This is a genomic window from Curtobacterium sp. 22159 (assembly GCF_052045775.1).
Lineage (GTDB): Bacteria > Actinomycetota > Actinomycetes > Actinomycetales > Microbacteriaceae > Curtobacterium.
Map to the genome: position 1 here is coordinate 91829 of NZ_JBQEPN010000005.1, position 24508 is coordinate 116336.

Here is a 24508-nt window from a genome sequence, read left to right on the forward strand (position 1 = left end):
GGACGATCCGAGTGAAGCGGTTGCCCGTTGGGGCCCCGGATGGTCGCCGTCGACCATCGGGTTCATACAACACGATCTGCGTCGGGTCCGCCAGTCCTCACACCTGGTTGGGTGGTTCCCGGAGGGGCCTACTACAATCGCCGGGTCCGTCCGCCGTGCGGGGGAGGCCGTGCGGACGACGACCGAGTGAGGACCAACGACGCATGACCAACCGCCCCGAGGGTGACGCCCGCGCCGCGCGGAACGAACGACGCGAAGCAGCACGACAGCGCGCACAGCGTGCCCGTGCCCAGCAGAAGCGACGCCAGCGCGGCGTCCGGCTCGGCCTGCAGATCGGTCTCGGCGTCGTGCTGTTGGCGGTGGCGACGATCGTGACGCTCGTCCTCGTCGACTCCGTGCAGCCCGCCGGCCCGGGCCCGTCGAACATGTCGCAGGGCGGCATCACGATCGGTCAGGGCCTCAAGGCGGAGACGGCTGCCTCCGCGAAGCCCGAGCCGACCGCGACCGACGCGTCCGGTGCCGTGCGCATCACGATGTACGTCGACTACCTCTGCCCGGTGTGCGGCCAGTTCGAGGCGGCGAACGGCGAGTACATCGAGAGCCTCGTCGACTCCGGGGCCGCCACGGTGGACATCCACCCGGTCGCGATCCTGTCGAACCGGTCGCAGGGCACGAAGTACTCGCTCCGTGCGGCGAACGCGGCGGCGTGCGTCGCGGACAACTCCCCGGACCAGTTCTTCGCCGTGAACCAGGCGCTGTTCGCGAAGCAGCCGGACGAGAACACCGCCGGCCTCACCGACGCCCAGCTGATCAAGGTCGTCACGGGTGTGGACGGGCTGCGGAAGCGGTCGACGATCGCGAAGTGCATCGAGGACCAGACCTACGCCAAGTGGGTCGACGAGCGGACCTCGGCGGTGTCCGGCGGGGACATCCCCGGCTCCACCCTCACGACCTTCCCGGGGACCCCGCTCGTGCTCGTCAACGGCCAGCACTACGAGCTGACGTCGCCGATCACGAACGACGACTTCCGCACCTTCGTGGTGACGGCGGCCGGCGCGACCGCGGGCACGCCGACCCCGAGCGCGACCCCGGGGCGCACGTCCACGCCGAGCGCGACCCCGTCGGACTGACCGGGCGGCCCCGTCAGACCGATCGGGCGGGACCGTCCTGCCGGTCCCTCCTACAGGGACGACCCCGGGACGCTGAACGTGTCGCACCCGGTCGCACCCCGCTGGTAGCCGCGCAGGAACCAGTCCTGCCGTTGCCGGCTCGTGCCGTGCGTGAACGAGTCCGGGTCGACGTGTCCGCTCGACCGTTGCTGGATGCTGTCGTCGCCGACCGCGCTCGCCGCGGACAGCGCGTCGTCGATCTCCGCGCGGGTGATCGGCTCGAGGAACGTCTTCCCGTTCGCGTCGCGGGTGTTCGCCGCGTCGCCGACCCACGCCCCCGCGTAGCAGTCGGCCTGCAGCTCGACGCGGACGCTGCCGGACGCGGCGCCGGTGCCCGACCGGTCGGTCCCGGCGAACGTGCCCTGGAGCTGCTGCACGTGGTGCCCCCACTCGTGCGCGACGACGTACATCTGCGCGAGGGGGCCGCCCGAGGACCCGTAGCGGGACCGCAGGTCGTCGTAGAAGGCCGTGTCGAGGTACACGGCACGGTCGGGCGGGCAGTAGAACGGCCCCGTCGACGCCGAGGCGGTCCCGCACGAGGTGTCCGTCGTCCCGTCGAACAGGGAGAAGTCCGGCGAGGTGTACGCGATCCCGAGCTTCCGGGACTCGGCGCTCCAGTAGCCGTCGAGCGACTCGGCCGCCCCCTCCATCCGACACTCCACCTTCAGGTTGGCGTCCCGACCGGTCCGGCACTCCGAGGCCGGGTCGACCGTCTCGCCCTGCTGCTGGATCTGCGTCGTCCCGCCGCCGCCGAGCAGCGCACCGAGGTCGAGGTCGCCGCCGGTCAGCACGGTGAGCAGCAGGACGACGATCGCACCGACGCCGACGACGCCCCCGCCGGCCACCGCGGCCGTCCGACCCCGTCGCTTGACCTTCCCGCCCGTGAGCTGTGAGTCCTCGTTGAACGTCATGCCTCGAACGTACGGGTGGCGGGAGCACCATGGTGCACATGGTCGCCCTCGATGAACAGCACCCCCTCTTCCTCTTCGCGATGGACCAGCGCTCGTCGCTCCTCGAGCACACGTACGACGAGTCGGGCGGTGAGCCGATCGACGAGTCCGAGGCGGAGCGGGTCCGCGCCGGCAAGCGACTCGTCTACCGGGGCGTCCTCACCGCCCTGGCCGCCGGGGCGTCCCGGGAGCGCACCGGCGTCCTCGTCGACGAGCGCTACGGCGCCGACGTCGCCCGGCTCGTCAAGGACGCCGGGCTCCAGCTCGCGATGCCCGTCGAACGGTCGGGACGCGAGTGGTTCGAGCTCGAGTACGGCGACCACTGGATGGCACACGTCGACGCGTTCGATCCGGACTGGGTGAAGGTCCTCGTGCGCGACAACCCGGACTTCGACGCAGCACGCCGTGCGCAGCAGGCGTCCGACCTGGCGGAGGTGGCCTCCGCGCTGCACGACGCCGGGCGGCCCTTCCTCGTCGAACTGCTCGTCCCCGCGACCGACGAACAGCGGGCCCGCGTCGAGGACTACGACCGCGACCTCCGCCCGGCGCTCGTCGTCGAGGTGATCGAGTACCTGCAGGACCACGGCGTCGAGGCGGACGTGTGGAAGCTCGAGGGCCTCGACGAGCGGGCGGACGCCGAGCGGGTCGTCGCCGCGGTCCGTCGTGGCGGCCGGGACACCGTGCGGTGCATCGTCCTCGGCCGTGACGCCCCGCAGGAGCAACTCGACCACTGGCTCCGCACCGCGGCACCGGTCGACGGGTTCGTCGGGTTCGCGATCGGCCGGAGCAACTGGGAGGAACCGCTCGAGGACGTCGTGCGCGAACACCTCGACACCGAGTCGGCCGAGGGACTCATCGCGGCGAACTACCGCCACTTCGTGGACACCTGGCTCGAGGCGCGCGGCGACGTCGAGCACGGGGTGGACGCCGGCGCGGTCTGACCGTCGGGCGGGCTCAGGTGCGGACCAGCGGCTCCATCGCCGCGAGGTCCGCGCCGATCCCGACGTCGACCAGCTCGATCCGGCCGGCGAGCGTCGCGGCCGGTCCGGTCAGCAAGCCGGCCTTCACCCCGCCGAAGGTGACCGTGACGTCCGCGTGCAGCACGTGCTCGTCCGCCACGCCGCCGGTGTCCACGTCGATACCGCTCGGGACGTCGACCGCGACGACGAACGGGGCGCGCTGGTCGCGGGCGAGCTCCCGGATCGCGTCCACGACCTCGCGGGCCGGGGAACGGAGGGCAGCCGGGCCCCGCACGCCGATGCCGAGGATCCCGTCGAGCACCAGGTCCGCCTCGAGCGCGGCCTCCGTGGCGACGGACGCCCACCGGGAGCCGTCGTCGGGCAGCGCAGCCTGCAGGATGTCAGCGGCCCCCGCGGCACCCGCGGCGTCGGCGTCCGATCCGGCGTCCCTCGGGCTGTCCAGGAGGCGCACCCCGGCAGCCAGCGCCGCTGCCATGCCCGCCTCGTGCACACGGGAGCCGACGCGCAGCACCGTGACGCGCCTCCCGTCCGCCGCCAGGCGTGCCCCGGCGAACAGCGCGTCCCCACCGTTGTCGCCGCTGCCCGCCAGCACTAGGACCGACCCCGGTCCGTCCCCCGGCCGCACCGCCGGGTCGTCGAGCAGTCCTCCGACGATCGCCGCCAAGCCGTCCGCCGCACGCTGCATGAGGGGTTCGCCCGCCTCGAGGTGGGGCCGTTCCGCCGCCCGGATCTGATCGCCGCCGTAGCCGTCCATGTCGGCCACCCTGCCCGGATACCCTGGAGGGGACATGTCACTCGTCCCCGAAGCGCCCCGACCCCGTGCCGTGATGTCCCCCGACGGCATGAAGATCGCCACCTACGACTTCGGCGATCCCGAGGCACCGGCCGTCGTCGCCGTGCACGGGTTCGCCTCCGGAGCGCTCCTCAACTGGCACGCCTCCGGGTGGACGAGGGACCTCGTGCGTGCCGGCTACCGCGTCGTCGCGCTCGACCAGCGCGGACACGGGGCGAGCTCGAAGCCGCACGAGCCCGCCGCGTACTCGATGGACCTGCTCGTGGCCGACGTCACGGCGGTGATCGACACGTACCTGCTCGACGACGTCGCGTACCTCGGGTACTCGCTCGGCGCCCGGGTGGGGTGGCACACCGCCGAGCGGCTGCCCGACCGGATCACGCGCGCGGTCTTCGGCGGCATCCCCGACGCCGACCCGATGCGCCGCGTCCGCGTCGACGAGGCGAAGGCGTACCTCGCCGACGGCACCCCGATCGAGGACCGCGTGACGAACGGGTACCTCACGATGGCGGGGAACGTCGAGGGGAACGACCTCGCCGCGCTCGTGGCCATGGTCGAGGGGATGCGGGACAGCATCGAGCCGACGCCCGACAACGCGCCCGCGCAGCCGATCCTCATGGCGGCGGGGAGCGAGGACGGCATCAAGGACAGCGCCGTCCGGCTGGCGGCGGCGGCTCCGGACGCGTCCTTCTTCGAGATCCCCGGCCGGAACCACTTCAACGCGCCGACGTCGCGGGCGTTCCGGGACGCCGCGATCGCCTTCCTGTCCAGCGCGCGCTGAGGGGTACTCGCAGGTCCTCGCTGTCCCGGACCGCCGCGCGTACCGTCCCGGCCATGGACTACAGACTCCTCGGCAACAGCGGGACATCGGTGTCGACGCTGACCCTCGGCACCATGACGTTCGGCAGCGAAGCCGACGAACCCACCTCCCACGCCATCCTCGACGCCTTCGTGGCCGCCGGCGGCACGCTCGTCGACACCGCCGACGTGTACTCCGGCAACGAGTCGGAGCGGATCATCGGCCGCTGGCTCGCCGCCCACCCGACCGAGGCCGCACAGGTCGTCATCGCGACGAAGGGACGGTTCCCGCAGGGCGACGGCCCGAACGACCTCGGGCTCTCCCGCCGACACCTCCGGGTGGCCCTCGACGCCTCGCTCGAACGGCTCGGCGTCGACCACATCGACCTGTACCAGATGCACGCGTGGGACGCCCTCACCCCGATCGAGGAGACCCTGCGCTTCCTCGACGACGCCGTGTCCGCGGGGAAGATCGGCTCGTACGGCTTCTCGAACTACCTCGGCTACCAGATCACGAAGGCCGTGTACGAGGCGAAGGCGCACCACTGGGCGCCGCCGGTCACGCTCCAGCCGCAGTACAACCTGCTCGTCCGCGACATCGAGCACGAGATCGTCCCCGCGTGCCTCGACGCCGGGATCGGTCTGCTGCCCTGGTCGCCCCTCGCCGGCGGGTGGCTGTCCGGCAAGTACCAGCGCGACGAAGCGCCCACCGGTGCCACCCGCCTCGGGGAGAACCCGCAGCGCGGCATGGAGGCCTGGGAGGCCCGGAACAACGACGAGCGGACCTGGGCCGTGCTCGACGCCGTGTCCGGCATCGCCGACGCCCACGGCGCCTCGCGGTCGCAGGTCGCCCTCGCCTGGCTCCTCGCGCGGCCGGCCGTCACGAGTGTCATCCTCGGCGTCCGGACGCTGTCGCAGCTCGAGGACAACCTCGGCGCGGCGGACCTGGTGCTGACCGACGACGAGCTGCAGACCCTGACCGACGTCAGCGCACCGCGCATCGACGACTACCCGTACGGCACCGCCGGTGTCGCACAGCGGGAGCGCCGGATCACCGGCGGTCGCTGAGGGTCCGCTGTCCGGCTTCTGCGGCTTTCCGCGAGGTTCCGCGGGAGCCTGGACAGCGCGTGGGTGAAGTGTCACCATCACTGCACGACCGGCTGGTTACCGAGTCGAGCGCTGGGAACGCCCCTGATCCGTGTTCCGTGCGCCGAAGGCCCCGGGCGATCGCTCGCCCGGGGCCTTCGCATCGGGGCCGGCAGCGGGACTCGAACCCGCAACCCCCGTTCACGGGCTATACGATCACGGGTGAGTTGCCACTTAGCAATATCCCCGGTTGTTGATCAAATGGAACGGTCCTATGAGCGCCGAGCCGCACCAGCACGCGGAACGGTTTCCGAGGCAAATCGGTGAGTATCCGTTCCCTGTCGGCGGTGGCAGTGATCATCGACCCATGTCCGAGCACAAGTGGGCGCCACCCGAGCACCAGGACGTCCCGATCTACGCCGCAGAGTCCCTGCCCCTCGACCAGATCGGCACCCCGGCGCCCGTCGACCCGCCCCAGCCAGTCACCGTGCACCGGCTCCGCTTCGACCAGATCGGCGTCCTCGACACTGTGAAGGCGTTCGCCGTCGCCCGGTCCGACATCGCCGTGTACGTCGAGATCGCCTGGCAGGGGCGGTTGCAGCGCGCGTGGGTACCGCGAGATGCCGTGACGATCCGCAAGCTCGCTCCACGCAAGGACTGACGTCTGACCGGGTGTCCGCATTGTGCGGCCTGAGCCGGTGTGGACCGAACACAGGGCTACCGTCTTCGGGAAGCCGCGCAACCACGGCAACGCGATCAGGGAAACACAATGAAGCACATCGTCTACGGACTCGCATCGATCATCGCCAGCGACGACGTGGCGGAAGCGGTGATCGAGTACGCCGCCGCGCTCGCCCAGTCCCGAGACAGCGACGTCGTCACCGTGCCGACCTACGACTTCAGCGGATCCACCACGCAGGTACAGGTGATGCTTGGCGCCGGAATCCCGGTACTCATCCAGGACGCTCCAGAGGACGAACTCGAGACCCCGAACCCCGGGTTCGTCGCCGAGCTGCACGCCCGCGCCGCCGGCCGACGCGGGGACGCGTAGCTGCGTGGCCGCGACCCGCAGCCGACCAGCTACGCGGTTGTCGGCCCTCGCCGGTACCTTCGCGCCGTGGGACGGAGACGACGCGACCGCTGGACGCTCGGACCCGCCTACTCGCTCCCCGAGGCGGCGCGTGGCGGCGTCGAGGTTGACCTGCACGCACCGGATCCGGTCCTCGCCTGGGTGCAGTTCCCCGACCGCATCCTCGAGGTCGAGGCACGGGCGATCGCGTACACGGAACGCGCCGTACTCGTCGAGTGGGGGTTCGGGCAGGCATCGGATTGCGCTTGGCTGTGGCGCGACGCCGTTCGCTACTCGAAGGACCCAAGTGACCCCATTTGTAGGGTTCCTGCATAGGTTTGCCTAGCCCTTGTCCGTATGATGACGGGACCGGCTGTGGATAACACGCCGCCAACTGTGGGTAAGTTGTGGACACACAGTGGAGAACCAAGGCTAGGAGGTGTCGAGATGACGAACGTACTGACAGTGGCGAGCTACATCGAGGACACGCTCAAGCTTCCTCGGTACGACTCCAAGAAGCTGCAGAAGCTGGTCTACTTCGCTCAGGCATGGTCCATCGCCTGGACAGGGAAGAAGATCTTCACGGATGACTTCGAGGCGTGGCCTGATGGTCCGGTTGTTCGCGAACTGTTCCGGATTCAGAAGCACTACGATCTGCCGGCCTACGACGGGTCTCTGCCGCAACACGAGCGGGAGATCGTCGACTCCGTGCTTGCGTACTACGGGCGCCTCGGGCATCAGGACTTGATCGACCTTACGCACGAGCATCTGCCGTGGGTCGAGGCGCGCGCGGGGCTTCCTCCTACCGCGCCGTCGCGGAACCACCTTCGTGACGAGACGCTTCGCAACTTCTACACGGAGCGTGCAATCAGCGACACGGATGGCCCCACCCGACAGACGTCTCTGTTCGTCTTGACGGACGAGAGCGCAGAGGCGATCGGCGACGTCGTTAGTTCCGAGTGGGAAGAGACCCTGTCTCTTCTCGCAAAGGCTTGACGGTCTTCCTCACGGTCGCTCAGGTCATCCGGTACCACGATCGTGAGAGCGGCGCCGCGCTCAATGATCGGGGCAAGCTCGAAGGTGCCGTAGGTCGGCCGATGTCTGGCTTCGGGGGGCACCTCGTGCACGCAACGCTTTGGACGCAGGCTGGTGCCCTGTTGCACGCGATCGACAGGGCTCAGGCCTTCGAGGACGGGAACAAGCGGACGGCCTGGTTCTCGACGATCGCGTTCCTGCGGGCCAACGGCTTCCGCATCGTGGTCGCCCAGGCCGAGGCCGCCGAGTTTTCGAAGTCCGTCGGGCGAGGAGAGAGGGACGTGCCAAGCATCGCGATGTGGCTCTTCTCTCACTCCGAGCAGCTGCCATAGCGACGTACCCGGAGAACGACAGACGACCCCCACCAAGCTCCCGTGAAGGAACCCGGTGGGGGTCTTCTGGTTGCCGCCCACGAACAGGGGTACCCCGAACGTCCCCCGGCGGCCGTAGAGTGATGCTCACAATGACCGACGAAGCCCGCCTCGAAGCCTCACCCCGCCCGCACCGCAAGATCTCGAAGCAGGCGATCATCCTGGCTGCCCTCGTCGTCGTCGTGGTCATCGCAGCAGTGGTGGCCTCGGTGCTTTGGATCAACCGGACCCCTGCACCCATCTCCGAGAGCGAGTACCTCGGAAGGGTTGGGGACATGCCGATCACCTCCCTCGTGAGCAACTCCGAGATTGACTCCCTCGGCAAGAGCATCTGTGGGCGGATGGATCGAGACCCGAAGGGCGGGTGGCAGGACATCGTCAAGATCATGACGGACGGCGACGACTCGACCGCGTCGTTCTCAAGCAAGAACGCTGTCGGATTCGTCAACGCCTCGATCGCCCGTTTCTGCCCAGAGCACCTCAAGGATGTGAAGTAGATGGGTCTCCGCTGGCACATTCCACTGCCCGGGCCGTTCTCGCTCGGTGGTCGCATCGGGGGCCGCAGCACGGTGTGGAAGCACCCGGGCTGCAACATGCGACACCGCACGAAGCACGCCGCAGACACGTGCCCCAACCGTGCACGTCTGGCCCGGAAGGGCCGGTAGAACGACGAAACGGCCCCGGCTTCTCACTCGCGTGAGGGCCGGGGCCGTTGTCTATGGTGCTGGTGTTCCCGTCGGTTCGGGATCGGGAGTGCAGGTGCCGTCGACGTCCTGGGTGGAACCGTCGGTGAGCGTGAACCGGAACGCGGTGCCGGCGTCGTTGATGACGCACGACACCGATGCGACGCCGGTGCCGTCCTTGCCGTCGGCTCCGTCCGCTCCCGCTGGTCCGGGCGCTCCGGCGGGGCCTGCGGGTCCAGCAGCGCCGGCCGGGCCGGTGACGGACACCCCGTCGGCGCCGTCCTTCCCCGGTGCGCCCGCGGCGCCGGCGCTTCCCGTCGCGCCCGTCTTGCCGGTCGCTCCCGTGCAGTCGCCGCCAGCGTTCTCGGTCTCACCGTCGGTGTAGGTGATCGCCCAGCCGGTCGCCGTGCACAGCGTGAATGCGACCCCGCGGCCGTCGTGACCGTTCGACCCGGCCGGTCCGGCGGCACCCTCGGTGGGCGCTGCGACCGTGGGCAGGCCGTTGGCCTGCAGCTTTCCGTTCGCCTGCGCGATCGCGTCGGACAGGTCCCCGTTCTGCTGCAGCAGCGTCGAGATCCGCTCCCGCTGGACGTGGATCGTGTCGTCCTTGTCTGCCATCGCTGCGGTGTTCGACCCGTAGAACGCGATCGCCACCGCGACGAGGCAGGCGACGGCGACCGCGATGATGATGTTCGACTGTGTGAACCACTTCCTGAACCGGGTCATGCGGCACCCCCTCGCAGCGCCTGCCACACCACCAGCAGTGACGGGATGACGATGCCGGCGACGGCGAGCCACGTCGTGACCCGCGACTTCGCGTTCGCCTCGAGCTCGGCCACCCGAGCGACGAGCGCGTCGTGCTGGTCCTTCGTGACGAACCCGGTCTTGATCTCCTTCAGCTCGTCTTTGACGTCCTTCCGGAAGTCCTTGAGGTTGCGGTTCACCTCGCCGAGCGTCACGTCGGTGTCGGGGCGCTCGTCGAGCGTCATCGTGGCCCCTTCCATGGGGTTGTGGTGGTCAGGACGCTGCGAGGTGCTTCGGGCCGTCGTCCGCCGATTCGGTCGGACCGGTGTCGGGCACGGTGCCCGACTGTTCGATCTCGTCTGTGCCGATCGGCACGGCGGCGGTCGCGGCCGTGGTGCCGTTCACGAGACCGTCGTCCGAGGTGGCGTCCGTCGCAGCGGGAGCAGCCGATGCCGCGATCGGCTCGAGCGTGGTGATCGAAGGCACGGTGTCCGGGGTGTCGGAGCGTGCATCGATCAGATTCGACGTGCGCAGGGCCACGCCGAACTCAGCGGCGAGGGCCTTGACCACGGCGACGGCGATGAGGAGCGCGTTCGCCCAGGTCAGGGTGTGGTCGATCGCGAACGGGAGCACGGCGGTGATGACGACGCCGACGATCTCCGCGCCGGTCTTCCACACGCCCTGCCACCGCGAGTCGACGAGCGGGAGGACCGTCGTGGTGACAGTCGTGACGACGAGGGTGCCGAACTGCAGCAGCTCGACGACGCCGTGCCCTGTGGTGACGAGGACTTGCAGGCCACCGAACAGGACGACAGCGGCCGAGAGGAGCGCGGGCGCCCACTTCTTCGCGAGGGTGGTGTTCATGGGGTTCCTACTTTCCGAGAGCGGTGCGGAGGGAGCCGACGGCGGACCAGGTGTGCCCGTCCGCGCCGCTGCCCTTGTCGGCGTTCTTGACGATCCAGTTCGGGTCGACGGCGGCCGCGGGGATGCCGTGGGCGACGAGGATCTGCGCGAGGGTCGCTTCGTCGGTGTGCTGCGCCTTGTTGCCCGGCGTCGCCTTCACGATGAGGTCGAACTGCCGCTGCGAGGGGCAGTGCCGGACGATGCCGACGCCGATGCCGAGCAGCGCCCCGTTCTTGTCGTTGCGGATCGCGAGCATGGTGTCCTCCTGATGTGCTGATGTGGATGCCGCGGGGAGCGGGGTGGTGGAGCCTGCGGCTGCGGACGTCGCGCCGGACACGAGGACGGCGCCGCCGTACGACGACAGCCAGCCGAGAACCGGGCGCCGACCGGTCTGCACGTACCGGGTCGCCCCGGTGACGCGGGAGATCACACCGACCCCGGACGCGTCCGTCGCGGACATGCCCCAGTCCTGCCAGTCGCCGGAGCCGTACCCGGAGCCATCGAGGACGGTGACGTCGCCGTACGGGTAGTTCTCGTCGCCGGCCCAGCGCGGGCCCGAGGTGGGGCCGAACACGAGCACCGCGCCCGCGAACGGCTTCTCCGTCAACGGGTGTCGGTGCTCGGCCGGGGCGTTGTGCCACGCGGCCACAGCGGACGGGAGAGGGGTGCTGTTCTGGAAGCCCTGCCCGTCCTTCCCCAGCGCGAGCCACGTCCACCGGGTGCACTTCCCGGGCTGGTTGCGGCCTGCGGCGTACCGGACGCCGTTGTCGCCGACTCCCGAGAGGGTGCGGAACCGGGCCGCGGCGTCCGAGACGTCGAGCGTGAGCGTCATGAGGGTCCTCCTGGAACGACGAACGCCGCCCCGATCGGGACGGCGTGATGATGCGGTGCTGGTGCTACTGCTCGGCGATGAACGGTCCGAGACCGCTGAAGTTGATCGCGCCGGAGCCGCCGGACTGGCGGAAGATCACGAGGCCGGTGCTGGCCTGCACCTCGATCTTCGCGGCGGGGCCCGTTGTGGTGCCGCGCTCACACCACCAGGTGCCGGTGTTCGCGGGGCGGAACCCGGCGTTGAGCCGGAACATGCCCTGCGAGTCGGCGGTCGGCGTCCACGTGCCCTGGAAGAACACCAGCCCGTTGCGGCGCCGGTACTGGGCGCTGCCGGCGGTACCAGCGAGCGCGGGCGGGGTGATCCAGCCGGTGTCGTCGAAGGTGAGGACCCAGCCGCCGGACTTGTACGTGTAGGTGAACCCGTCGGTGAGGTCGTACCAGGTGAGCCCCTCCCACGCGTCCTTCGTGCCGATCACCGCGTTCCGCTGGTCGACGGTGCCGACCTTCCGGTTCCCGACCAGCGCCGCGTAGGCGGCGACGGTCGTCAGGTCGGCGGCGTCCTGCGGCACGCCCGCCCCGGCGAACTGGGGCTCGTTCTTGTTGCCGTAGCTGTCTGCGGCCATGAGGCTCCTTGCGTGCAGACGCCCGCGCGGCGGCGAGCGTGTCAGTAGGTGGAGGTGATGCGGAGCGCGCCGGACAGGCCGTCCGCGGCGAGGGAGTTGAAGATGTTCTTCCCGCCGTGGTTCACGCCGACGCCGAACGACCCGCCACCGGAACGGAGCGCGTTGCCCCACGCGGTGGGGAGTGTGTTCCAACCCGGCCGGGGCGCGAAGGCGACGGCGGCTCCGTAGGCCGGCTGCCCGGCCGGCTTCGACTGGTACGTGTGCAGCGCGAAGTTCGGCTGACTGCCGAACAGCGACGCGATCGACAGGTAGATCTCGACCGACGAGATCACCGCGCCGGCGGGGAGGGTGTCGGCAATCTTCGACCCGTAGAACCAGGCGCCGTAGTAGGAGTCCGACGCCCACACCTGCGCCTGCTGCCAGCCGTACCGGTTCCACGAACCAGCGTCGAGCGCCTGGAAGGTGTTCACGTGACGCGAGGTCGACGACGAGGGCGGGTCCGGCGGGGTCGGCAGCGGGGGAGACGTCGACAGCACACCCTCGGCGAGAGGGCCGCCGTGCCAGCGGAGGGCCATGAGCTGCCCGGCCGTGGGCGTCGAACCGAGGTAGGGAGCGACGACGGGGCCGTAGTCCGTGGAGAGGGTGACCAGGCCCGCGGCGACGGACTGAACGGTGCCGCGGTACGGCTTCGTCAACGAGGGACCCATGACGAACGCGGTGCCGTCGTCGAACGTCCACACCGTGACCTGCTCGTTGATCTCCGGCAGGTACCCGGACCCGAAGCGGGCCGGGATGCGGCCGCCGCCGACGTCGACGGTGCAGCCGGTGGCGGTCGCACCGACGAACGTGCCGACGAGCGACTTGAGCGTCGTCTTCTCCCCGATGAGCTTGAGGAGGACGTCCGTCTGCCCGTCGCTCACGCCTGGCCCACCTTCACGATCGTCTGCTGAGTGCCGGAATCTGTGCGGCGGATGCCCGAGACCCGGCCGAGGTACGGGTCGACGCCGAGCTCGTGCACCTCGATGACGTCGCCGAGCTGCCGGAGCGGGTTGAACGTCTCGGTGAGCACGTACTCGACGCCGGTGAGCTGCGACAGCCGCGGCAGCCACGTCTTGACGTACTGCTGCCCCTGCGCCTTCGTGGTGATGTACTGCGACGAGTAGAACTTCGGCCGTCGGCGGAACGGGGAGAGCGACCCGTCGGTTTCGCGGGCACGCAGCGGACCGCTCGTGACCTCGCCGGACGCGAGGATCGCGGACCCGTCGGTCGTGTCGTACGCGCGCACCGCGATCGCGTTGAACACCGTGTCGGTGTTCATCCCGCGGGCGACGTCGATGAGGTTGCCGTCCGGCCCGTCGGCGAGAACGTCGACCGCGTCGGGCCACGCGTTGGGCCGCATGGACACCGTGCCGTCCGGAGTCATGAAGGGCACCGCGTCGAGCGAGTAGTTCGCGAGGTCGTACACGGCCTGCAGCCGGTCCTCTTGGTACGCCACCTGACGGGAGATCGACGCGTCCGGCACGGCTGTGGTGCGGGTGATCGGCAGGCCCGTGAGGCGCTGCACCTCGGTCCAGCACGACGCGAGCGACGGTGGGGCGCCGGGCGTGTAGAACCGGTCCACCTGGACGCCGTAGAACAGGTCCGAGAGGGTGACCTCGATGGTGTCGCCGACCGTGACCGGGGTACCGAGCAGCAGCATCTTCGTCGACGCGATCGTCGGCGTCTCCTCGACGAGGTACTGGCCCATGAGCACGCGTTCGGAGAACGCCGGACCGTCCTCGATGAGGACGTACACCCACACCTGTGTGCCGAAGGGTGACAGCACGTCAGCGACTCCCGCCGGCGCGATCGACTGCGCGAAATCGTCCTGGTAGACGAACGTCAGCGACCCGGTCGACTGCACGAGCTGCGAGTCGTCGTCGGTGAAGTCCGGAGCCGTGCACGGAAGATCCCGGAGAACCCGCTGCCCGTTCGCGATCACGTCCGCGACCCACCGGTACGTGAACGACGACCCAGTGACCACCGTGCGGAGCTGCGGAGAGGAGATGCGCACCGGGCACCTCCTCTCTGATCAGCTCGTTGAGGCAGTCCCCCCGAGCGAGTAGTCGGTGTCGCGGGCGAGGCGCGACGTGTACGCGGCCGATCGAGCGGCTCGGGTCGGGTACGCGGCGTCGATGTCGTTGCGGGACAGCGTCGGGATCACCAGGCCCGGCGCGGGCGGTGCGACCTCGCTGCCGTCGAGCTGGTACTGCACGAGCTTGTTCGCACCCGACGTGAGGCGCTTCGGGGTCGTGCAGCCCCAGAACAGCACCGGCGGGAGGGGCACGTTCGGCGGGGTACGGACGCAGAGCACGGCCGGGTAGGTCGAGTCGTAGGTCCCGAACATCGCGTCCAGCACTGCGGCGTCCGAGGGGCGGATCAGTCGCAGCAGCAGCGAGCTGTCCTTGATGCCGGACCGCTGCCCGTTGATGAGCCGCCCGACCGACGCGCCCTGCGTGTAGACGACGTCGCCGGGTGATTCCCACCCGAGCGTCTCCGTCGACTTGAGCCGGACCCGGACCTGCAGCGACAGGTTCGGGTTGAGCGGCTGATGCACCCACGCGTCCATCGTGTCGACGGTCACGGACGCCGTGTCCGTCATCCCGAGCGACACCCCGTTCGCGTCGAACTGCTCGGCCTGGTAGGAGACGTCGATGCCGAACGGCACCTCCTGATCGAGGACCGCCGCGCCGCCGACTGCGTAGAGCTGGACGCCGCCCCGGACCGGCATCGTGCGTCCACCGGCGGTGCGCCGGACCGTCACGTACTGGGTGATCGCGGCGAGGTCCGTGAACACCACCGACACGCGAGGCCCCAGGGCGTCGTCGTCGAGAACCGTGAGCGTCGGAGGTCCGACGACGAGGTTCACCGACGACGACGCATCCGGGGTCCCGGTCCACGCCCACCCCGCAGTGGCGCCATCGCCGTATGCCGGCGACGTCGCGGCCCGGGCAACCATCACGGCGGTCGCGACGACGAGGTTCCCAGCGGCGACCGACCCGAGCTTCCGGAACACCACCGTCGCACCGGTCGCGCCTGCGGGCGCGGTCACACCGTCGAACGTCATCCGTACCCAGGAGCCAGCAGCCGACGCGGCCGTCGGACCTGACGAGACCGAGACCGTCCCGCCGGAGGCGTTCGTCCAGATGACGTAGGTTGCGAACGTCCCCGCGAGCGAGTCGGTCGCCATGTACCCGGAGAACGAGTACACCTGACCCGCTGTGATGCCGGCGTGGCTGTACTGCACCCCGATGTAGGTGTTCGCCTTCGTGGCGCGCACCACCACCTGGTTCGTGACCGAGGGGACCGGGCCACCGGTCGCGAGAGTCGGCGCCGGAGCTTCCGCGCTGCCCTCGCCGCTGAAGTTCGTCAGCGTCGCGGCCCGCGGGTTCGTTGCGAGGTTCGCTACGGACATCCGATTCTCCTCACTGCTGTCGGCCCGCTTTCGCGGACTGCCTGGACCGCCTGGCGGCGGCGTTCACGACGATCTGCGCCTCGCCGTTCGCGAGCTCTCGCAGCACTCCGAACAGGCTGCCGTCCATGTAGATCGGCCGGTCGCCCGCAGGAGCTTGCTTCGGCTGCATGATCGCGCTCACGACTGCGGCCGGGTTCGCGTTGATCGCCTTCACGATCGGCCGCGCGCCCGGGTACGACATGGCCTGCGCCGACGCCACCTCCTCCCCGATCGAGAGGCGGGTGAGCATCGAATCGGAGAACGAGGACCCCTTCGACCCCCACACGGACCCGCCGGACGTGCCACCCCCAGCGAACGACTGGATCGTCCCGCCGTGCGCCTTGGCGAGCATCACGCCGGCCCCGTTGCCCGGAGAACCGTCCGCGACGTTGACGTGGTTCGTCGTGATCGTGATGGTCTTCGAGGTCGGGATCGATGCGATCGAGCTCTTGATCGCGTTGAGGTTCGCCTGCGCGGTTGCGATGGCGGCCCGGAGCTCGGTCTGCTTGTTCGGCGGTACCGAGGCGATGTCGCCCTTGAGGGCGTTGAGCTTCGCCTGGGCGTCGGAGATCAGAGCGTCCGTCTTCGTGTCATGCGTCTTCGGCACGCTGGCGATGTGCTTCTTGAGCTCCTCGAGCCCGGCGTCGGCCGCGGCCTTGTCGATGTCGAGCTTCGTGGGCTGAACCTTGAGGTTCGACACGTCGTAGAGCTTGTCGATGTACGCCTGCACCGCCGGGGTGAGGTTCCCCTGCGCCCGCAGGGCCGCCTCGAGCGCCGTCTTCGACTGCTGGTACGCCGCGACACCGGCCTGCGTGGAGCCGGTGGCTTTCGCCTGTGCCTCCGCCATCTGCTGCGCGGCCTGCACCTGGCTCTGGATCGCCTGCTGGTTCGCGACCGCCGCCGCCGAGCTGCCGTCGATGGCGTTCTTGTTGTCCTTGAACGACTGCACCGCCTGGTTCGTCGCCGAGGCCACGCCCGTCTGCGCCTGTGCGACCGACAGCGCCCCGCCGTTCATCAGGGTGAGTGCGTTCGTCAGGAGCCCGGCAGCGTCGTTCTCGAGCTGCATGGCCTGGGTAGCCTCGCGGATCGAGTCGGCCTGCTTCTTGGCAGCCTCCGTCGCCTTCTGGTACGCGCCCGTCGTCATGCCGAACGCTCCCGCGTTCGACTTGATCGCGTCCGTCGCAGCGGTCGACGCGGAGTTCGCAGCTTCCTGCTGCTGCTTCTGCCTCGCGACGGCCTTCGTCTGCCCGTCGATCTCCGACTGCAGCTTCTTGAGCGCGTCGACGTGCTCCCCGGCGATCTTCGACGCAGCGGACTCCCCGGTGCTGCCCAGACGGGCAGCGCGGGCCTGCTCCTCGTACTTCTTGATCTGCGTGTCGAGCACGCTCGAGACCTTGTCCTGCGCCTCAGCGTTGCCGGACACGCTCTTCGTGAGGTCCGACAGGGTGAGCCCGTACTGCTTCGCGGTCGCGATGACCTTCGCCTGCTGGAGCTGCTGCGCGATCTGCTTCGTCGTGTACTGGCCGATCGCGTCGCCGTCCTGCTGCAGGGCGGAGGAGTAGTCCGCCGTCGCAGCGGTGTTCTCCTTCGTCGCGTTCATCGCGACGAGGGTGACCGCAGCGAGGCCGGCGAGCAGCCCGATGACGAGGCCGACCGGGTTCGCGGCCATCGCGGTGTTCATCGCGACGGCACCCTCGGCGACGGCCGCCTCACCGGCTGCTGCCGCGGGAGCGGTGGCCGCGACGGCGGCCTGCGCGGCTGCCTGCCCGGCGGTCGCGGCCGCGGTGCGGGTCGAGGCACCCATGAGCGCGTCCATCGATGCGGACATCGCGGTGACGCCCGCCTGCACACCGCTGGCGACTGCCTTCGCGCCGTCCCAGACCTTGAACCCGAGCCACGCCGCTCCGGCACCAGCGGCGAGGGCGGGGAGGACGGGACCGGCCATCGCGGCAACCTGCGCGATCTGGCCGATGCCGCCCGCGACCTCGACGACGACGAGGCCGACGGGTCGCAGTGCCCCGAGGAGGGCGACAGCGCCGGAAGCGAGGTTCCCGACACCGTCGACGACGATCGGGAGGTCGTGGGACGCCTCGCTCGCGAACGTGGCGAGCCCGTTGCCGGACGCCCACGACTGGAAGCCGGTCGCGACCCGCACGATCAGCCGCTCACCCTGCTCCATGAGCGGGTTCGCGACCTGGAAGCCTTTCACGACCCCGGTGAGGAGCGCGTTACCGGCTTCGCCGAGCGAGTCAGCGAAGCCCACGACCTGGCCGCGGAGAGCAGGCATGTCGCCGGTGATCGTGCGCTCGGCGCGCTGGAAGTCGTCGAGCATGGCGCCAGCGGACGTCGCCCCGAGGCTGTCGAGGTCGCCCTTGAGCGACTGCAGTCCGGACCGGTACACCTGACCGGCGTCGGTGCCCTGCTTCATGGCGTTCACCACGCCGTAGACGGCGAGGGCGCCGGCGGCACCCATCCCGACCAGGGCGCCGCCAACAGCGACCGTCGCGCCAGCCAGGGGCTGCATGGTTGCGATCAGCGCGACGATGCCGGAGACGAGCAGACCGGTGCGGCTCGAGGCGGCCTCGTACGACTTCCCGCTGCTCTCCGCCGCGGCGCCGGACCGACTCGTCGCAGCGGCGAGCTCGCTCTCCCCACCAGCAGCCGCGGCAGCAGTCGCGGCCTCCCTGGCGTGCGCGTCGTTGAGCTGCTTCGTCAGCGCGACCGCACGCTCGACGGCCGCGGACTCCCGGTTCTGCGCCTCGGCGAGGGCGATCCGCCGAGCCATCAGCTCGGACGCTGCCTTCGTGCCCTTCTCCTCGGCTTCGTTGAGCCGCTGCTGCGCGAGGTCCGCCTTCATTGAGGCGAGAGCGGCCTTCTCCTGCGCGTCGTTGAGCTGCTGCTGCGCGTCGGCCGCGGTGCGGGTCGCGGCCGACGAACCGCCACCGGCCCGCTCGACGACCTTCACGTCGATCGTCGCGGACTCCGCGTCGAGGGCCCGCACCGCTGCGGAGAGCATGGCGATGCGTTCCTCGGCCCGGTCGGTGTCCGCGGAGACGCGCACGTCCGCGTTCATGCCCTTGAGCTCGCGGACGTCCTGCTTCGCCTTCGCGATCGTCCGGTCCCACGCGGTGTCGTCGAGGCTGAGGAAGCCCTTGATGCCGCCGACCTCGGTGTCACTCATCGTCCGGCTCCTCGCTGTCGTCGGTGGTGTGGAAGTGCGCGCCGATGAGGGTCGCGGGGACGCTGGTGATGCCCGTGCCGGTGATGAGGTGCTCGTCGATGCTGAGCAGGCCCGACACGAGCGCGACGAACTCGCGCCACGTGTGGGTCCTCAGAACGGTCGTCAGTCGGAGGTTGAGGTGCCGCTGGAAGTCGAACGCGAGGAGGTCGAACCGGGCGATGACTTCGCCCCAGCCCGCTGTCGTCCGCCGGCCTGCGACTTCCGGGGGGACCTCGTACCACTCGTACGTGCCCGTGAACTCGTCGAACTCGCCGCGCCCGTACTGGGCGATGGCGTCGAGTCCTTCTCGGGGGCCGCTGTCGGCTCCGGCTTCGATGCTTTTGGGTCGATCGAGTTCCACATCCGCTCGGCGGCTTCACGGCCAGCCATGGTGTCGCCCATCGCGGTGGTGGCGGCGTGCTCGATGACGCCCGGGTGGATGCCGTCGGCGCGCATCTCGTCGAGCGCGGAGCCGAGGAACATGCGCTGGTACTGCTCGTCGCTGATCGCCTCGTCCTCGGTGATCGTGACGTCCGTCGCACCCGCAGCGATCTGCTCCACCTTCTCGGTGAAGCGGCGCCATCGGACGACGTCTCCGGCGGTCGCGGGCGGGATCGTGTACGCCTTCCCGCGGATGGGAAGGACGAGCGGGTCGGCGAGTTCGTAGTAGTCGCGGAAGGTCATGAGCTGGGGACTCCTGGTTCAGGACGGGTGGGGACTGGAAGGGGTAGGCCGGGGCCGCCGCGTCCCCAGATACGGCGGCCCCGGGGTCTCACGCGCCGCGGGTGTACGCGAACGCGTTGCTCGTGCCGACGCCCGTCGTGACGGTGACGGGAGCCGACCCGGCGGAACCGGCCGGGAGGACGGCGATGACGAGCTGGTCGTTGACGATCTCGAACGAGGCGGCGCTCGTCGCGCCGAACTTCACGCCGGACGCGCCGGTGAAGCCGGCGCCGTTGATCGCGACGGCCTCGCCCGCGGCCTGTCCGCCCGGGGTGGCCGACACGATGACGGGTGCAGCGGTCGCCTGGTACGGGTTCTCGATGTCCATCTGCAGCGGGATGTCCGTGCCCGTGAACGTGGCCGTGGCCTGCTCGAGATTCTTCACCCCCGTGTTCGAGCGCTTCCACGTCGGGATCGCGATGCCCTGGTTCGCCTCGGGGCCGCCGGTCTTGTCGAACCAGCGGAACCCGAGGCGGGCCTCGTCGTCGAACTTGCCGATGCGGGAGCGGACGAGCTCCTGCGCTGCGTCGTATACGCCGCTGTTCTTCCGGCGGAAGAAGCCGACGTCGGCCGACCAGTCCTGCATGGTGACCTCGGACGACGCCCACCCGTCGGTGTCGTAGTCGGACGAGTCCTCGAGGTTCGGGTTGACGTTCGGGTTGAAGTCGTTCACGCCCTTGAAGCGCAGCCACCCGCTGGAGAGGGTGAGGTCTGCGGTGACTTCGCAGGCGAACTTACGTGCGAGCGCGGTGCTCATGGGTGCCTCCTGAGGCGGTGTGCGGGCATGCGGAAGTGCCCCCACTGGGGAGGGCTGCGTCTGGGGACGAACCGGCTCAGAGCCGGTGGCTGGTGGGCGGCCACTCGACGTCGACGTCGAACTGGTCCGCGCGCTCCTTCCGGAGCTTGTCGTCCTGCCCCATCGGCACGCTGTTGCGGCGGAGGCACTGGACGATGAGAGCGGCGCCGGCGGGCACCTGCTCGAGGCCGTGGAGGGCAGCGAACACGGCGTAGCCGATGTCGTCGACGGAGCCAGGCTGGTTCGCGGCGCCCTTCATCGCGACCTGCAGGATGCCGGAGCCCTGCGTGATCTCGGGGTGCTGGTCCGTGTCGACCCAGTTCAGGATGATCTGCGGGTTGTCAACGGTCCGCTCGGTGCCGCGGAAGATGACGACGTCGTCGGGGCCGTAGGTCGCCGCGTCGGGCGACCACACGCCGGCCCCGGCCGCGTCGAGGATCTCGGCGACCGCGGTGAGCAGCTGGGTGACGGGGGACTCGGAGATCACAGGCGCTCCTCGAACACTCGGGCGCAGGCGCGCAGGGCGGGGTCGCGGGCTTCGACGATGCCCGTGGTGAGGAAGAACGACTGCCCGTGCGTGTGCGTCAGCGGGGCGCCGACGCGGCCGTGGCGGAAGTACACGCCGAACTCCTGGTACCGGGCGTACGGGCCCGGGAACGTGATCCACGCCGTGTGCCCGATCGCGGTGATGCTGGGGGAGCCGACCAGGTGCCCGGACTCGACGGGGACCTTCGGGGCGGTGACCTGACGGACGACCTCCATGCCGGCGGCGACCGCGGGCGTGATGGCGGCGTTCTTCCGCGCCTGCAGGCCGTCCCAGTCGAACGTGTCCTCCCACTCGATCGACACGGACGGGCCTCCGCTCAGGCGAGGGTGAGCTGCACGTGGTCGGGAAGGTCGAGGCTGCCAGAGTCGTAGACGGTGGCGGCGAGGATACGGGCGGTCGCGCCGCGCATGCTGACCTTCGACTCGGCGACGAGGGCCGCGGCGTGCTCGAGCGGCGCGTACACGGGCGCGTTGACGACGAGCTGCTCACCGGTCGCGGTGCGGACCACCTTCACGCCGCCGTCGATGAAGCACGGCACGTCGACGGGGTCCGCGTACGACGTGCCGTTGCCGCCCTCGCCGAGGTACGTCTGCACGGTGAGGGTGTGGACCCAGAAGTCGTCGAGGTCGGTTGCGCTCATCCGTACGTCCAGGGCTCGGTGTTGATGAGGTTGACGGAGCGGAGCCGGGCGACCGCTGCGGGCACGAGGCCGCTGGTGGCTGCCGCGCGGGCGGCTGCAGCCTCGGCGGCGTCGCCGTACGACACCCGCGCGGAACCGATGCCCTTCGCCGTGGAGACGCCGGACGTGACGACGCCGCCCGTCGTCGGGTCGATGCGGAGACGCACCCAGGCGAGCGCCTGCATGCAGGTCGCGTCGGCCAGGGCGGTCGCGATGACCGGGTCCGTCGCGAGGCCCGTGGTGGGGTCGGCGTCGTAGTAGGCGCCGGAGGTGGCGTCGAGCACGAGCGGGGTCGCGCCGATCAGGTACCCGTCTGGGTCTGTCGGCGCGACCGTCTTCCGCTTCTCGCAGAACGCCGCGAACTGCTCAGGGGTGGCGAGCATGTCCGGTATCACCGCGTCGCCGTAGTAGTCGGACATGCTCGCCTCCTGGGTTACTGGTTCTGCTTCTCGGCGATCCGTGCGCGAATCTCGTCGACCGTGCCCTCGTCGGACACGCCCGCCTCGGCCGCGTCGGCCTTCGTCTGGTCGAGCTCCGCCTGCGCCTTCGCGGCCTCTTCGGCCTCGGTGGCTTCGCGGGCGGCGCGCTGCTCGTCGGTCTCCTGCGCTTCGTGCTTCACGCCGAACTTCTCGATGAGGTCGTCCTTCGTGGCGCGCTCGGCCTCGTCGACGGGCATGCCGTTCTTCACGGCCCACCCGACCCACGCCGGCTTGAGTGCGCTGAGCGCGGGACGGTTCTCGGGGAGGTCGGGAGCGTCGAGCGGGCGCTCGTGCTCCTCGTACAGGCTGCCGTCCGGCTTCACTCGGCGCAGCTGCCCTCGCTCGAGGCGCTTGGCGATGTCCGGGTGGAGGGGCAGGTCGAGCGCGACGACCTGCCCTCCCTGGCCCCGGACGTGGATGCGGCCGGTCACGCGGCCTTCGGGACGACGATCGCCGTGACGGCGACGTCGGCCGAGGTGTCGATCGCGAGCGAGCCGTCTGCCTGGATGAAGCGGCCGGACTCGAGCGGTCCGACCCAGGCGGTGGCGTTGGCGCCGACGGCGATCTGCTCGTCGCCGAGGCCCGCCGCGATCGCGGGCGGCATCGCGCCGGCCTTGATCGTGACGGTCGCTGCGCCGGTCGCGGCGACCCGGAGCAGCAGGTGCTCGGTGTCCGCGTTCGGGATGGTGCCGCCGTTCGCCGCGGTGACGGTCGTCGCTGCGGGGTCGGTGACGCTGCCGTTCGCGACGGCGCGGGTGACAGGGATGGTGGTGCGTGCCATGTGGCGGTCCTCCTTCGGGGATCAGTGCGGTCAGGAGACCGCGACGTAGGCAGCGGCGAGGGCGTCGGGCTGCACGACCTTGCCGCCGAAGACCAGCAGGCCCTTTAGCGCGTCCGAGAACGAGTCCTGCGGGCGGTACGCCTCGACCTTGTTGATCTGCTCGGCGAGCGAGATCGCGCGGTTGGTGCCGGCGGACAGGGCCGCGACGCCGGTCGTCGGGATCGGCGCGTTGTTCGACTCGTACAGGTCGAAGCCCGCGGCCCGGCCGATGTGGCCGTTCCGGAGCGCGTCGCCGTTGTCGCCGGACTCGTTCACCTTGATGAACCGGTCGTCCTGCAGCAGTGCGCCGGTGAACTCCGGCGGTGCGATGAGGTACCGGCCCTGGGTGGGGACGTTCGCCTTCGCGAGCGCCGTGCGCAGCGGCACGAGCACCTTGTTGTAGGCGTCCTTCGGGTTCGTCTCCGGGTTGATCACGATCGGGTCGGAGGACGAGCCGAGCACGTTCTTGAGCGCGGCGTCGATGTACATCTGCGCGATGTACTGGTCGATCACGTCGGCGAGGGCGTACGCGGACTCGTCGGCGGCCTGCGGCATGACGTTGCCGGCGGCCTGGCGGGCGTCGACGTCGTCGACCTCGAAGGCGAAGAACTTCGCCTGGTCGACGACGAGGGTGCGCTGCGCGTCGGTCAGCTGCTCGGGGTCGATCTTGGTGACGCCGGGGACGTAGTCCTTGACGGACGGGCGGCCGATCGAGGTGATGCGGACGGTGTCGCCCGCGTTCGCGATCTCACCCTCGTAGTCGTGGTTGACGACCTGCGGGCCGCCGTACACGAGCTGGTTGCGGAGCGCGACGAGGAGCTTGGCGCTCCAGATCTGCGGCTTGAAACGGTTGATGGACATGTGCGGTCCGGGTCCTCTCGGATCAGAGCAGGTGCTTCAGCTGGCCCTTGTCGTAGGCGTCGCTGATCTGCTGCGGGGTCATCTGCGCGAGCTGCGCTTCGGTGATCGGCTGACCCTCGGGGCTCCCGGCCTCGGGGCTGACCGTGCTCGCGCCAGCCGCCCGGGCTGCCTTGAGCGAGGGGTCTGCGTCGACCGCGGCCTTGACGGCTGCGGCGAACGCGTCGCCATCGGTCGGGTCCAGCCCGGCGATGGAGTTCGTGAAGTCGAGACGGTTGAGCAGCGCGTTGGCCTGCTTCGTGTCGGCGGCGGCGCGGAACACGGCGAGCTGCCGGTCCTTCTGCGCGGTGGCCTGCTGCGCCTCGGTGAGCTTCTGGGTGAGCGCGGCGGGGTCGGTCGACTCGTCCGCCTTGAGGCCGATGGCCTGCGCGATCTTGTCAGCGAGTTCCTGCTGCGCGGTCTGCTGGCCGGTGCGGTACTTCGCGGCGTCGGCGCGGGCGTCGGAGATGACCTTCTGCGCCCACTGCGGCAGTGAGGCGACGTCCTGGGCATCCGCACCGGTGCCGGTGCCGCTCTGGGCGCCCTCCGCGCCCTCACCGCCGGTGCCAGCGCCTTCGCCGCCCTCGCCGGAGCCGCCGGAGCCGCCGGAGCCGCCAGCGTTGCCGCCCTCGCCCTCCTCGTAGCGGATGCCCATGAGGTCGTGGCGGGTGCGGCCGATGACGGCCATGCCGTCGCGGTCAGCGACGACGGGGAGAGCGGTCTGGGGTGCAGTGCAGGTCACGGGAGCCTCCTGGGTTCCTCGATGGTGGAGCCGGACGCCGGGCCCGGCTCGATTTGGGGGTGGCGCAGTGGTCGCGA

32 protein-coding genes are annotated in these 24508 nt (G+C 70.2%); 10 read left to right on the forward strand and 22 right to left on the reverse strand.

Annotated elements, in window-relative coordinates:
• Nucleotides 1-203 precede the first annotated feature (203 nt).
• Nucleotides 204-1130, forward strand: a complete 927-nt coding sequence (locus ACTJKO_RS07510) for a DsbA family protein (RefSeq protein WP_440687268.1) — start codon at nucleotides 204-206, stop codon at nucleotides 1128-1130.
• Nucleotides 1131-1180: 50 nt separating this feature from the next.
• Here the strand turns inward: ACTJKO_RS07510 and ypfJ are convergent, their stop codons facing one another.
• Nucleotides 1181-2080 (reverse strand): KPN_02809 family neutral zinc metallopeptidase, encoded by a 900-nt coding sequence (gene ypfJ / locus ACTJKO_RS07515; RefSeq protein ID WP_440687270.1) that lies wholly within the window; start codon nucleotides 2078-2080, stop codon nucleotides 1181-1183.
• A 38-nt stretch (nucleotides 2081-2118) separates the two neighbouring features.
• Between ypfJ and ACTJKO_RS07520 the strand changes: the two genes are divergently transcribed.
• Entirely contained in the window at nucleotides 2119-3060 is a 942-nt protein-coding gene (locus ACTJKO_RS07520) for a 2-deoxy-5-keto-D-gluconate 6-phosphate aldolase domain-containing protein (RefSeq protein ID WP_440687272.1), read from the forward strand.
• Nucleotides 3061-3073: 13 nt separating this feature from the next.
• On the opposite strand, the gene ACTJKO_RS07525 is transcribed toward ACTJKO_RS07520, so the two are convergent.
• The gene (locus ACTJKO_RS07525; RefSeq protein WP_440687622.1) at nucleotides 3074-3853 is read right to left on the reverse strand and encodes an NAD(P)H-hydrate epimerase; all 780 of its coding nucleotides are present in this window, start codon (nucleotides 3851-3853) and stop codon (nucleotides 3074-3076) included.
• 34 nt (nucleotides 3854-3887) lie between these two features.
• Between ACTJKO_RS07525 and ACTJKO_RS07530 the strand changes: the two genes are divergently transcribed.
• The 8 genes from ACTJKO_RS07530 (at nucleotide 3888) to ACTJKO_RS07565 (ending at nucleotide 8748) form a co-directional block, all read left to right on the forward strand.
• On the forward strand, nucleotides 3888-4673 hold the full coding sequence (locus ACTJKO_RS07530; protein ID WP_440687274.1) for an alpha/beta fold hydrolase: 786 nt from the start codon (nucleotides 3888-3890) through the stop codon (nucleotides 4671-4673).
• Nucleotides 4674-4726: 53 nt separating this feature from the next.
• Nucleotides 4727-5758, forward strand: a complete 1032-nt coding sequence (locus tag ACTJKO_RS07535) for an aldo/keto reductase (protein ID WP_440687276.1) — start codon at nucleotides 4727-4729, stop codon at nucleotides 5756-5758.
• A 385-nt stretch (nucleotides 5759-6143) separates the two neighbouring features.
• The gene (locus ACTJKO_RS07540) at nucleotides 6144-6437 is read left to right on the forward strand and encodes a hypothetical protein (RefSeq protein WP_440687278.1); all 294 of its coding nucleotides are present in this window, start codon (nucleotides 6144-6146) and stop codon (nucleotides 6435-6437) included.
• Nucleotides 6438-6545: 108 nt separating this feature from the next.
• Nucleotides 6546-6827: a hypothetical protein gene (locus ACTJKO_RS07545; RefSeq protein ID WP_440687280.1), complete on the forward strand. Its 282-nt coding sequence runs from the start codon at nucleotides 6546-6548 to the stop codon at nucleotides 6825-6827.
• A gap of 66 nt (nucleotides 6828-6893) precedes the next feature.
• Entirely contained in the window at nucleotides 6894-7181 is a 288-nt protein-coding gene (locus tag ACTJKO_RS07550; RefSeq protein WP_440687282.1) for a hypothetical protein, read from the forward strand.
• A gap of 111 nt (nucleotides 7182-7292) precedes the next feature.
• Nucleotides 7293-7841 (forward strand): Panacea domain-containing protein, encoded by a 549-nt coding sequence (locus ACTJKO_RS07555; RefSeq protein WP_440687284.1) that lies wholly within the window; start codon nucleotides 7293-7295, stop codon nucleotides 7839-7841.
• Nucleotides 7838-8212 carry a type II toxin-antitoxin system death-on-curing family toxin gene (locus ACTJKO_RS07560; protein ID WP_440687286.1) on the forward strand — a complete coding sequence of 125 codons (375 nt, stop codon included), beginning with the start codon at nucleotides 7838-7840 and terminating at the stop codon, nucleotides 8210-8212. Before ACTJKO_RS07555 ends, ACTJKO_RS07560 begins: the two co-directional genes overlap by 4 nt.
• A 131-nt stretch (nucleotides 8213-8343) precedes the next feature.
• The gene (locus ACTJKO_RS07565) at nucleotides 8344-8748 is read left to right on the forward strand and encodes a DUF732 domain-containing protein (protein ID WP_440687288.1); all 405 of its coding nucleotides are present in this window, start codon (nucleotides 8344-8346) and stop codon (nucleotides 8746-8748) included.
• A 219-nt stretch (nucleotides 8749-8967) separates the two neighbouring features.
• Here ACTJKO_RS07565 and ACTJKO_RS07570 read toward each other — a convergent pair whose 3' ends face one another.
• The 20 genes from ACTJKO_RS07570 to ACTJKO_RS07665 form a co-directional block, all read right to left on the reverse strand.
• Complete coding sequence (locus ACTJKO_RS07570; RefSeq protein WP_440687290.1) at nucleotides 8968-9660, reverse strand: hypothetical protein; 693 nt, start codon at nucleotides 9658-9660, stop codon at nucleotides 8968-8970.
• Nucleotides 9657-9923 (reverse strand): hypothetical protein, encoded by a 267-nt coding sequence (locus ACTJKO_RS07575; protein ID WP_440687292.1) that lies wholly within the window; start codon nucleotides 9921-9923, stop codon nucleotides 9657-9659. Before ACTJKO_RS07575 ends, ACTJKO_RS07570 begins: the two co-directional genes overlap by 4 nt.
• 28 nt (nucleotides 9924-9951) lie before the next feature.
• Nucleotides 9952-10542, reverse strand: a complete 591-nt coding sequence (locus tag ACTJKO_RS07580; protein WP_440687294.1) for a hypothetical protein — start codon at nucleotides 10540-10542, stop codon at nucleotides 9952-9954.
• A gap of 7 nt (nucleotides 10543-10549) precedes the next feature.
• Nucleotides 10550-11413, reverse strand: coding sequence for a hypothetical protein (locus tag ACTJKO_RS07585; RefSeq protein WP_440687296.1), 864 nt, complete (start codon nucleotides 11411-11413; stop codon nucleotides 10550-10552).
• A 64-nt stretch (nucleotides 11414-11477) separates the two neighbouring features.
• Complete coding sequence (locus ACTJKO_RS07590) at nucleotides 11478-12035, reverse strand: hypothetical protein (protein ID WP_440687298.1); 558 nt, start codon at nucleotides 12033-12035, stop codon at nucleotides 11478-11480.
• A gap of 41 nt (nucleotides 12036-12076) precedes the next feature.
• Nucleotides 12077-12955 carry a hypothetical protein gene (locus ACTJKO_RS07595; RefSeq protein ID WP_440687300.1) on the reverse strand — a complete coding sequence of 293 codons (879 nt, stop codon included), beginning with the start codon at nucleotides 12953-12955 and terminating at the stop codon, nucleotides 12077-12079.
• Nucleotides 12952-14088, reverse strand: coding sequence for a hypothetical protein (locus ACTJKO_RS07600; RefSeq protein WP_440687302.1), 1137 nt, complete (start codon nucleotides 14086-14088; stop codon nucleotides 12952-12954). Before ACTJKO_RS07600 ends, ACTJKO_RS07595 begins: the two co-directional genes overlap by 4 nt.
• An 18-nt stretch (nucleotides 14089-14106) precedes the next feature.
• Nucleotides 14107-15489, reverse strand: coding sequence for a hypothetical protein (locus tag ACTJKO_RS07605; protein WP_440687304.1), 1383 nt, complete (start codon nucleotides 15487-15489; stop codon nucleotides 14107-14109).
• A gap of 10 nt (nucleotides 15490-15499) precedes the next feature.
• Nucleotides 15500-18709: a hypothetical protein gene (locus ACTJKO_RS07610; protein ID WP_440687306.1), complete on the reverse strand. Its 3210-nt coding sequence runs from the start codon at nucleotides 18707-18709 to the stop codon at nucleotides 15500-15502.
• Nucleotides 18702-18827, reverse strand: a complete 126-nt coding sequence (locus tag ACTJKO_RS07615; protein WP_440687308.1) for a hypothetical protein — start codon at nucleotides 18825-18827, stop codon at nucleotides 18702-18704. The genes ACTJKO_RS07610 and ACTJKO_RS07615 overlap by 8 nt, the downstream gene beginning before the upstream one ends.
• 44 nt (nucleotides 18828-18871) lie before the next feature.
• The gene (locus ACTJKO_RS07620) at nucleotides 18872-19432 is read right to left on the reverse strand and encodes a DUF7426 family protein (protein WP_440687310.1); all 561 of its coding nucleotides are present in this window, start codon (nucleotides 19430-19432) and stop codon (nucleotides 18872-18874) included.
• Nucleotides 19433-19520: 88 nt separating this feature from the next.
• Complete coding sequence (locus ACTJKO_RS07625; protein WP_440687312.1) at nucleotides 19521-20228, reverse strand: phage tail tube protein; 708 nt, start codon at nucleotides 20226-20228, stop codon at nucleotides 19521-19523.
• Nucleotides 20229-20304: 76 nt separating this feature from the next.
• Nucleotides 20305-20754: a hypothetical protein gene (locus ACTJKO_RS07630; protein ID WP_440687314.1), complete on the reverse strand. Its 450-nt coding sequence runs from the start codon at nucleotides 20752-20754 to the stop codon at nucleotides 20305-20307.
• Complete coding sequence (locus ACTJKO_RS07635) at nucleotides 20751-21116, reverse strand: hypothetical protein (RefSeq protein WP_440687316.1); 366 nt, start codon at nucleotides 21114-21116, stop codon at nucleotides 20751-20753. The genes ACTJKO_RS07630 and ACTJKO_RS07635 overlap by 4 nt, the downstream gene beginning before the upstream one ends.
• A 14-nt stretch (nucleotides 21117-21130) precedes the next feature.
• Nucleotides 21131-21454, reverse strand: a complete 324-nt coding sequence (locus ACTJKO_RS07640; RefSeq protein WP_440687318.1) for a hypothetical protein — start codon at nucleotides 21452-21454, stop codon at nucleotides 21131-21133.
• The gene (locus ACTJKO_RS07645) at nucleotides 21451-21912 is read right to left on the reverse strand and encodes a hypothetical protein (RefSeq protein WP_440687320.1); all 462 of its coding nucleotides are present in this window, start codon (nucleotides 21910-21912) and stop codon (nucleotides 21451-21453) included. Before ACTJKO_RS07645 ends, ACTJKO_RS07640 begins: the two co-directional genes overlap by 4 nt.
• Before the next feature lie 14 nt (nucleotides 21913-21926).
• Nucleotides 21927-22403: a hypothetical protein gene (locus ACTJKO_RS07650; RefSeq protein WP_440687322.1), complete on the reverse strand. Its 477-nt coding sequence runs from the start codon at nucleotides 22401-22403 to the stop codon at nucleotides 21927-21929.
• Nucleotides 22400-22753: a hypothetical protein gene (locus tag ACTJKO_RS07655; protein WP_440687324.1), complete on the reverse strand. Its 354-nt coding sequence runs from the start codon at nucleotides 22751-22753 to the stop codon at nucleotides 22400-22402. Before ACTJKO_RS07655 ends, ACTJKO_RS07650 begins: the two co-directional genes overlap by 4 nt.
• Before the next feature lie 30 nt (nucleotides 22754-22783).
• The gene (locus ACTJKO_RS07660) at nucleotides 22784-23653 is read right to left on the reverse strand and encodes a P22 phage major capsid protein family protein (protein WP_440687326.1); all 870 of its coding nucleotides are present in this window, start codon (nucleotides 23651-23653) and stop codon (nucleotides 22784-22786) included.
• A 22-nt stretch (nucleotides 23654-23675) separates the two neighbouring features.
• Nucleotides 23676-24431, reverse strand: a complete 756-nt coding sequence (locus ACTJKO_RS07665) for a hypothetical protein (protein WP_440687328.1) — start codon at nucleotides 24429-24431, stop codon at nucleotides 23676-23678.
• Nucleotides 24432-24508: the final 77 nt, after the last annotated feature.